The organism is Candidatus Cryptobacteroides sp., assembly GCF_056207615.1.
Window position 1 is genome coordinate 1 of sequence record NZ_JBAEER010000165.1, and the last position, 6990, is coordinate 6990.

Below are 6990 nucleotides of genomic sequence, written 5' to 3' on the forward strand. Positions count from 1 at the left end.
GGATAGATATTCTCGCCCGATGGGCCAAGTATCATATTGTTCTTACGTCCCTTGATGTAGAAGCGTCCCTTCTCGTCCTGCGCAGCAAGGTCGTTGGTACGGAACCATCCGTCCTCGGTGAAGACGCTCCTGGTCCTGACCGGATCCTTGTAGTAACCGAGCATCACGTTAGGGCCCTTTGCTACGACCTCGCCCTCGCCCGTCTCAGGATTGACGTCGTCGAGGCGGAGCTGCACGTTGTATACCGGATAGCCGAAAGTTCCGACGGTCCTGTTCCTCTTGACGGCGTATCCGATAAGCGGAGAGGTCTCGGTGAGGCCATATCCGATCGCATAAGGGAAGTTCGCCTTGAGAAGGAAGCCCTCTACCTCTGGATCGAGCTTCGCACCGCCGATGCCGAAGAAGGTGACATGACCGCCGAAGGTCGACTTCAGCTTCATGCCGATGATCTTGCACATCAGACCGTTCATGTTGGAGCGCATCCATGTGAGTGTGCGGCTCTTCTGGATGGTCGGGAGCACGCTGCCCTTGTATATCTTCTCGATGATGAGCGGAACCGAAAGGATGGTGGTAGGTTTCACTATCTTCATGGCCTTGAGAAGGATGGCCGGAACCGGTGGTTTCTGGAGATAGTACACGGTCGCGCCGCAGAACATCGGGTAGAGCATGCAAAGGGTCATCTCCAGTGTATGTGCCATCGGAAGGAGAGAGAGCCATCTGTCCTTCGAGTTCCTCGGACATGAATGGTAGCAGGTGATCACGTTCGAAGCGAGGTTCCTGTGGGAGAGGACGACGCCCTTCGCGCTGCCGGTGGTGCCGGAGGTGTAGATGATCGCCGCCATGTCGTCAGGAGTAGGCACCGAGGTCTTGCCCTCACAGGTGAACTGCTCATAATCGGACTGGATGATGTCGAGGGTGTCGAGTTCTATCACGAGGGTCATCTTGTCCCTGATTTCCTTGCTGACCTTGGAGGCAAGCCTCTGCGATACGAAAATCACCTTGGAACCTGAATGGTTGATGATATTGTTGACCTCGTTCTCGGAGCTGTCCGGAAGGATAGGAATGGCGATTCGTCCGAAAGTGACGGCGCTGAAGAATGCGAGCGACCAGTTAGGCATGCTCTGGGAGAAGATGGCGACCTTGTCCCCTGCTCCGATGCCGTACTGGGTAAGGAGTTTGGAGAGGTTGTCGCAACCCTGCTTGAAAGAGGCATAGGTATAGCCTCCTTCCTTGGTGTCAAACCACTGGGTATACTGTTTTTTCGAATAGGCGGCAGTAGCGTAATCGTAGAGTTTCGCGAGTGTATCGATGTACTTCTCGCGCATTTTGCGCGTGCGCATGTAAATCTGCATCATTTGGTTTAAGGTTTATGAATTACAAAAATATACCCATTTCTCCGCATTTACACGAACAATTAACTATTTTTATATACTATTTTCCCTTATTTATAACAGACATCAAGGTAAAATATTCCAAAATTGATTACATTTGTTCCACTAATTCTTAGACCATGCTCAAGAGAAAAGACTACTTCAAGGAGACAATATTCAACCATGGAAGGATAGGCGACGACCTTCTCCTGCTCAACACGAAGGACTATTGGAGCAAGGACGGCGAACCTTTCCTCGCCGACACGACCAACGTGATCTTCTTCATCGAAGGTACCGCCGAGATCTCCATCAACATGCAGGATTACCACATTACATCGCCCAGCATGGTCATGCTCATGGAAGGAATGATAGTCAGCCAGAAGGAGCGCTCGGAAAACTGCTCGTTCGACGTCATCGTGCTCTCCAAGCAGCTCACCGACAGTCTGCTCTCCGATTCGAATGCGTCTTCCCCACTGAGGAACGCGGTCTTCACCGACCCGGTCTTCCCCCTCAAGGGCCACAAGCATATCGTGACCTCATTCCGCTACCTCCTCGAGAATCTCGTGAACGAGACGGACAACACCTACAGGCTCGAGGCCGTCAAGCACATGGCCCTCACCCTCGTGTACGGATTCGCGCTGAGCAGGAACGCCGTCGCGCAGAGGAAGCTCTCGCGCAAGGACAGCATCTCAGAGCAGTTCACCAAGCTCGTGAAGGAGAACTACAAGTCCGAGAGGACGGTGGCCGGCTATGCCGACATGATGTGTCTCACTCCGAAATATCTATCTCAGGTGGTCAAGGACTGCACCGGAAAGTCGGCCCTTGACATCATCGACGACTTCACGATAATAGAATGCAAAGCCCTGCTCAAATCCACCGACCTGACGGTCGACCAGATCAGCGCAAGGCTCAATTTCATGTCTCCTTCCCTTTTCGGAAAGTATTTCAAGAGGATCACCGGAGTCTCTCCGAGAGCATACCGGCATTCGGTAAAATAATCAGGAATTCCTGTACTCGCTAGGGGTCATGCCCGTCTGCGACTTGAAGAAGCGGCAGAATACCGACGGTGCGTTGAAGTTCAGTCGGAAGCCAATCTCCTTCACGTCGAGGTTCGAGTACTTGAGAAGGTTCTTTGCCTCCACCACCACGAAAGAGTCGATCCACTCCGGAGCCGACCTGCCGCTAACTGCCTTCACTGTTGCCGAAAGATACTTCGGTGTGAGGCAGAGCTTCTCTGCGTAGTAGTCGAGATATCTGTGCTCGTTATGATGCTCGGTGACAAGCTTGAGGAAGCTCTCGAACACCCTCTTCGAGCGGTGGTTGTGGTCTGAGCGCGGAGCTGCCTGGCTCATGTTCTCAGAGAGGAGGCTCGCTACGAGAAGGAACATCGACGAGAACACCGGCTTGACGATCTCCATCATGTTTGGAATGCCGCTGCCGAGGATGCTGCTGATGAGGCTGATGTACTTGGCTCCGAGTTCCTTGTCCCTTGTGGAAAGGATGACGCATGGGTTGTCGAGGACCATTATGCTCTCCTCATAGAGCTGCGAGAAGTCGATCTTGAGGTCCGAGATGAGCGAGCGTGAAGCTGCGATGACTACGAAACTGAAGTCGGAGGTATTCTCAGAGCAGACGTTGGAAACCTTGATGATGCTACCCGGGACATAGATCACGAAAGAGCCCGGCTGGATGGTGTACGTCCTGAGGTTGATCTCGATGTCGAACTTTCCGTTCACGCAATAAAGCACTGCGTATCCGTCAAACTTACATGGGTACTGGAGAGTCTCCATGCTCTGAGCGAAGTTAAGATTCGCGAGGAAGAAGTCGTCAGACACATCCGGATAGGTGTTGCCTGGTGCAAATTCGCGTAAACTTCTTAACTCGATTTCCCTAGCTGCAGTTTCCATAGCCATTACATTTGTGTTATTATCCCGACAAATATAATGATTTATTCTTAATTCACGAAATTTCGTTTTATCGGATATTCTGCAATTTGATTTATCTCTTTTATTAGCATCTTATCCGGCAGGGAAGCATGTGACCCCACATGGACTACCTATCACAAAACTCCTCTATTTTCTGCGGCATTTCAGATGGGTGCTGTATAAAAAGAATGAGCTGCGCCGCATCACGCGGGGCACCTCATACTAACCACATAAATAATAACACTAAAACTAATAACCAATCGGTTGAGGTACTTACCGAACAGCTTTCCCGTTCAACCGACACAAAGTTACGACGATATTTTTATTTTGCAAATATTTTAAAAACTTTTTTGCAAATATTTGCCTCGCTTACAGTCTAACTGGCAATAATACCGCACTTTAGACCTTTTTTAAAGAGTTTAAATAATTATTTCAGATATTGCCGCAGCTGGAGGACTGTGGAGGCGAAGTTCTCAGCACCTGCCTGCTCAAGTTCCGCACGCGAGCGGAAACCCCAGGTTACAGCGACCGAGTCTATGCCGGCATTGCGAGCTGTTGCCATATCCGTATCGGAATCCCCGACGAGTGCCACCCTGTGCTCCCCTCCTTCAGGGAAAGCCATCGAACATATCTGGCGAACCAGCTCCGGTGACGGCTTAAGAGGCTGACCTTCCTTGTTTCCGAACACAGCGACGAATGGAATATCACCGAAGAACTTTGCGATGAGAGTCTCTGTGCCGCTCTGGAACTTGTTAGAGGCGACCGCAAGCTTTACCCCGGAAGCGGAAAGATCGGCAAGAAGGCGCTGCATTCCCCTATAAGGTTTCGTCTTAACATCAATATTTTTCTCATATTGTGTAATAAAACGGCCCAACACGTCGTCTATTATAGTAGATTGACGGAAAGCCTCAGGAATTGCCCTCTCGACAAGCTTCCTCACGCCGTTTCCGACCATGGCCTTGTATTCACGCATACTGTGACCGGCAAAGCCCTTGGATTCGAGCGCATGGTTCACGGCATCTCCGAGATCCTCGATAGTGTTCAGGAGCGTTCCGTCAAGGTCGAATATTACTAGATCGTATTTCATATGATAAAGGAGAAAAATTCGACGCGAATATACTGAAAATAGAATGACATTTATATATTTGTAGTTTAAGTCAAACCTAATAAAGAACAAGATCATGACACTTCTTATCATCCTTGCCATCGTGGCAGCATTGGTACTCTGGTTCATTTCAGCACAGAGGGGACTCGTAAACCAGGACGAGCTCTGCAAGAACGCCCTCAGCCAGATCGGTGTACAGCAGGCAAGCCGTTGGGATGCCCTCAAGGCTCTCGTCGAGCTCACCAAGTCATATAGCGAGCATGAATACAACACCCTCCGCGACATCATCGCAATGAGGAAGAACGTAACCGGCTCAAGCACTGCGGCAGATGTAGAGGAGCAGGAGAAGGCTCTCTCAAGCGCAATGAGGCAGATCAACATCGTCGCAGAGCAGTATCCAGACCTCAAGGCCAACGACACCTACATCAAGACCATGGACAGCGTCAACGTATACGAGAACCAGGTTCGCATGAGCCGTATGGTATACAACGACACCGTTACCAAGTACAACCGTCTCATCCGTCAGATTCCTTCTAACTTCGCTGCAAGCATGCTTCATTTCACCGAGAGGCAGTACCTCGAGGTAGCAGCAGAGAAGACCGAAATGCCTTCAATGAAGATCTGATGAAAAGGATAATCGCATTATTGACGATGGCGGTCCTTTCGGCCGCCTTTGTCATAAATATGGACGCCCAGGTCAGGGATGTCGACATCACCGTGCGACTGAACCACGACGGTTCGGCTCATATCACGGAGCTGTGGGACCTCAACGCTGACCGCGGAACGGAATGGTACCTCGTCCGCTACAATCTCGGAGACATCCAGATCAGCGGTCTCAAGGTCGAGGAGAACGGCAGGGAGTTCATCACCGAAGGCTCATGGAACACGGAGCGTTCGATGGAAGCAAAGGCTGGACGCTGCGGACTTGCGCACGTATCCCAGGGATATGAGATCTGCTGGGGACTCGGCAGCTACGGTGACCACAAGTTCACCGTGGAGTACGACATGAGCAATGTCGTGAAGTCGCTCAACGACTATGACATGGTCCACATGCAGTTCGTCTCTCCAGGCATCTCCCCTTCCCCTAGGCACGTGAAGGTGACCATACTCGCCGATGGCATCAGCTTCGACGACGTCAACTCGCGCCTCTGGGGCTTCGGATACAACGGAACCGCGAACTATGTCGGCGGCAAGATGGTTCTCGAAAGCTCGGAGCCTTTCGTCCGTCAGAGCTCGGTCATCGCGCTCGTGAGACTCAACAAGGGCCAGTTCTACTCTCTCAGCATACAGCCAAAGGACTTCGACGACGTGCTCGACCGCGCCATGGAAGGTTCTGTCTGGGAGGATGACGACGAAATGACTACCAAGGACAAGATCGGCCTCGCTGCCTTCATCGCCATGATGATCGGAACCTTCACCGTCTTCGTACGAAGCGTGAGGAAGAGAACCTACAGGAGCATACTCGGCGTCGAGTCCATCAAGGAAGTGGAATGGGCACGCGACGTCCCTTACAACGGCGACGTGGTTGCCAGCGAGTATATACTCCAGAAGCTCTGGTTCACCGACGAGAAGAACAGGATTGCAGCGGCAATCATACTCCGAATGCTCGAGCAAGGACACCTTATCGTCAGCCATGACCCTGCCGGCAAGGTCGAGATCAGCTTTGCACAGGGCAAGACTCCTCTCGACCCAGAGAGTCCTGAGGGCGAGCTCTACCAGATGATGAAGGAGGCCAGCGGAAGCGACCAGATCCTTCAGGACAGAGAGTTCAGCAAGTGGTCTAGGCGCAACACCAAGCGCATCTACAAGTGGACTGAAAGCCTCCAGGCTGCCGGCAAGCATAGGCTCGTCGCCAACGGATGGTACAGGGATGGCGAATACAGCTACGAATCCCAGAAATATGCCCGTCAGCTCGTCGGACTCAAGAAGTTCCTCAAGGAGTTCACGCTCTCGGATGAGCGCGGAGTAGGCGAAGTCGCACTCTGGCAGGACTACCTCATCTTCGCTGCCCTCTTCGGTGTGGCCGACAAGGTCGCAAAGGAGCTCAAGGACATCAACCCTAAGGCTTTCGACGAGAACATGATGTACGACTACTACACCATGAACCAGATCATCCACGCTACCAACGGCCTGTCATCTTCGATCACCAACGCAAGGCAATCCTACGCAAGCCGTCAGGGTGCTGCAGGCGGTCACGGAGGTGGAGCATCGTTCGGCGGTGGCGGCGGATTCTCCGGAGGCGGATTCGGCGGAGGCGCACGCTAGTATTTTTCCTATTCATAAAAGAGAGGCTGACATTTCTGTCAGCCTCTCTTTATTACCCCCGCTGCTATCGCAGCTGCCCCAAGGGGCATGCCGTCTACACTGCGTTCCGACGGGTGTCTCCGTGGCTCAATTATCATTTCGCACACTCCGACACGGCGCTGAGGCGCCTTGTTAGTCAGCCTCTCTTTGTGTTATCGTCAAGCGCCTATTTGCAAGGAACCATGCGGATGATTCCGACTGAGTTCTCAGGCATCTTGAAGGTGAACGAATTCGATACGGTTCCGAGTTCCATGGTATGAGGGACATCCGCCTCGAGGTAGTTGAC

The 6990-nt window shown here is 52.1% G+C and carries 6 protein-coding genes; 3 read left to right on the forward strand and 3 right to left on the reverse strand.

Annotated elements, in window-relative coordinates:
• The coding region (locus AC06ND_RS09295) for an AMP-binding protein (RefSeq protein WP_475678703.1) at window positions 1-1355 on the reverse strand (1355 nt) is incomplete at its 3' end.
• 155 nt (window positions 1356-1510) lie between these two features.
• Between AC06ND_RS09295 and AC06ND_RS09300 the strand changes: the two genes are divergently transcribed.
• Entirely contained in the window at window positions 1511-2368 is an 858-nt protein-coding gene (locus AC06ND_RS09300; RefSeq protein WP_475678704.1) for an AraC family transcriptional regulator, read from the forward strand.
• On the opposite strand, the gene AC06ND_RS09305 is transcribed toward AC06ND_RS09300, so the two are convergent.
• Both AC06ND_RS09305 and AC06ND_RS09310 read right to left on the reverse strand, forming a co-directional pair.
• Entirely contained in the window at window positions 2369-3277 is a 909-nt protein-coding gene (locus AC06ND_RS09305) for a helix-turn-helix domain-containing protein (RefSeq protein WP_475678705.1), read from the reverse strand.
• A 445-nt stretch (window positions 3278-3722) separates the two neighbouring features.
• Window positions 3723-4382, reverse strand: a complete 660-nt coding sequence (locus AC06ND_RS09310; RefSeq protein ID WP_475678706.1) for an HAD family hydrolase — start codon at window positions 4380-4382, stop codon at window positions 3723-3725.
• A 94-nt stretch (window positions 4383-4476) separates the two neighbouring features.
• Between AC06ND_RS09310 and AC06ND_RS09315 the strand changes: the two genes are divergently transcribed.
• Window positions 4477-5025, forward strand: coding sequence for a LemA family protein (locus tag AC06ND_RS09315; RefSeq protein WP_475678707.1), 549 nt, complete (start codon window positions 4477-4479; stop codon window positions 5023-5025).
• On the forward strand, window positions 5025-6665 hold the full coding sequence (locus tag AC06ND_RS09320) for a DUF2207 family protein (RefSeq protein ID WP_475678708.1): 1641 nt from the start codon (window positions 5025-5027) through the stop codon (window positions 6663-6665). Before AC06ND_RS09315 ends, AC06ND_RS09320 begins: the two co-directional genes overlap by 1 nt.
• Window positions 6666-6990 lie beyond the last annotated feature (325 nt).

Bases quoted from the DNA above. Each gene is read 5' to 3' on its own strand.
- AC06ND_RS09320 (WP_475678708.1), top strand. From the start codon at position 5,025: ATGAAAAGGATAATCGCATTATTGACGATGGCGGTCCTTTCGGCCGCC.
- AC06ND_RS09310 (WP_475678706.1), bottom strand. From the start codon at position 4,382: ATGAAATACGATCTAGTAATATTCGACCTTGACGGAACGCTCCTGAAC.
- AC06ND_RS09305 (WP_475678705.1), bottom strand. From the start codon at position 3,277: ATGGAAACTGCAGCTAGGGAAATCGAGTTAAGAAGTTTACGCGAATTT.
- AC06ND_RS09315 (WP_475678707.1), top strand. From the start codon at position 4,477: ATGACACTTCTTATCATCCTTGCCATCGTGGCAGCATTGGTACTCTGG.
- AC06ND_RS09300 (WP_475678704.1), top strand. From the start codon at position 1,511: ATGCTCAAGAGAAAAGACTACTTCAAGGAGACAATATTCAACCATGGA.